At 66.8% G+C, this 1,381-nt stretch carries 2 protein-coding genes; both read left to right on the top strand.

Annotation, left to right across the window (positions count from 1 at the left end; translation table 11 throughout):
- The first annotated feature begins 52 nt into the window (after nucleotides 1–52).
- Entirely contained in the window at nucleotides 53–883 is an 831-nt protein-coding gene (locus AC0Z36_RS29660; RefSeq protein WP_485466180.1) for an IS5 family transposase, read from the top strand.
- Nucleotides 880–1,302, top strand: coding sequence for a hypothetical protein (locus AC0Z36_RS29655; protein ID WP_485466179.1), 423 nt, complete (start codon nucleotides 880–882; stop codon nucleotides 1,300–1,302). Before AC0Z36_RS29660 ends, AC0Z36_RS29655 begins: the two co-directional genes overlap by 4 nt.
- Nucleotides 1,303–1,381 lie beyond the last annotated feature (79 nt).

Below are 1,381 nucleotides of genomic sequence, written 5' to 3'. Positions count from 1 at the left end.
ACGTTGGGGCATCTCTGCCGGTCGGGCGTTCGAGGTTCGCTTGGGTAGCGGGATGACTGATCGCAAGCCGTACCCGAGTGATCTCACGGACGAGCAATGGAAGTTGATCGAGCCCGTGATCAGCGCCTGGAAGGCCCAGCATCCCTCGGCCACAGGCCATCAGGGCAAATACGCGGTGCGGGAGATCATCAACACGATCCTCTACCAGAACCGCACCGGCTGTCAGTGGAAGTACCTGCCACACGACCTGCCGCCGAAGAGCGCGACGTACTACTACTTCGCCGCCTGGCGTGACGACGGCACCGACCAGACCGTTCACGACCTCATACGCTGGCAACTGCGCGAGAGCCGGAAGCGATTAGCCGACCCGAGCCTGGTGGTCCTGGACACCCAGAGCATCCACGCGGCCGTCGGCGTCCCGGCCGCCACGACAGGCAAGGACGCCGCGAAGAAGGTGCCGGGCAGGAAGAGATGCCTGGCCGTGGACGTGTCGGGCCTGGTCGTGGAGGCCGTCGTCCTGCCGGCGTCCGCACACGACAACGCCGCCGGCATCGCCCTGCTGAACGGCGTGACCGCGCAGACGGACACCGTACGCAAGGCCCTGGTCGACCAGGGCTTCAAGAAGAGCGTCGTCGACCACGGCAGGACCCTGGGCATCGACGTCGAGATCGTCGAACGCAACCCGGCCGAGAAGGGATTCGTCCCGCAGGCCAAGCGGTGGGTGGTGGAGCAGACGAACGGGATCCTGATGTTCTACCGCCGTCTCGTACGCGACTACGAACACCGACTCGCCTCCTCCCGCTCACGGGTGTTCTGGGCGATGACGTCGGTCATGTCCCGCCGCCTCACCGGCATCACCCTCCCCTCCTGGAGGGCGGCGTGAGCGAGATCTCCCAGGTCGAGGCCGTACTGGCCTACGTCGAGGTCCGCGAGAACGAAGTCTGCGAGCAGGCCGGACGACTTCGGGACCAGATCGTCGAACTCACCTCCCGCCTCGGCGAGTTCGACACCGAGAGTGAGAATCTGCGGATCACCCGCAAGACCCTCCTCAATCTCCCCGCACCCGCACCGGTCGACGGTCCACCCCTCGCCGAGATACCGGAACACCCCGCCTACCAGCAGATCCTCACGGTCCTCGCCGACACCGGCGGTCCGATGCGGGCCCGCGACCTCTGCGAGGCCCTCGACCTTCCGATCCTGCCGAAGAACATCGAGGGCATCCGGTCCAAGCTGAAGCGCCTGGTAACCCGCGGCATCCTCACCGAGCCCGAGCCCGGCTTGTTCACCCGGCCCCGCCCCTGAGCACTGGCCGACCCCGCCGAGCAGGGCACCTCACCCAGACCTCATCGCGAATCGGGCATCACGGCGCGAACCGCACTCT

The organism is Kitasatospora sp. UYEF31 (genome assembly GCF_057291755.1).
Note: the sequence above shows the minus strand (reverse complement) of the source record. Positions and strands in the feature narration are given on the sequence as shown.